The following is a 342-nucleotide window of genomic DNA, read 5'->3' as shown; positions in this document are numbered from 1 at the left end:
CGCTCATGCGACGCTGTCCTCGGGCAGGCCCAGCAGGATCGCCTTGGCGCGGCGGCGTTCGGCGTCGCGGCGGCGGGCTTCTTCCGCCGGGACTTCGTATTCCGCCTCGTCGCGCCACGCGAAGACCACGAACGTCGCCCACGCGCCGAGGAAGCCGAGGATCACCATCCACCAGATGTGCCAGATCAGCGCGAACCCCATCACCGTCGCGAAGAACGCGGTGACGATGCCCGTCGGCGAGTTATGCGGCATCTCGAAATGCTCGTATTCGGGGCGGTCGCTGAGCTGCTTCTTCTCCAGCGCGCGCGACTTGATGTCCCAATAGGCTTCCTCGCCCTGCAC

Annotated in this window: 1 pseudogene; it reads right to left on the bottom strand. The window is 66.7% G+C overall.

The features are described from left to right. Window positions 1-3 precede the first annotated feature (3 nt). Window positions 4-342: pseudogene (locus AC0IYH_RS30165) on the bottom strand (hypothetical protein); the annotation flags it as partial.

The organism is Pseudomonas sp. AC463 (genome assembly GCF_979253585.1).
The sequence above is the reverse complement of the archived record's forward strand: the minus strand, read 5'-3'. Positions and strand labels throughout refer to the sequence as shown.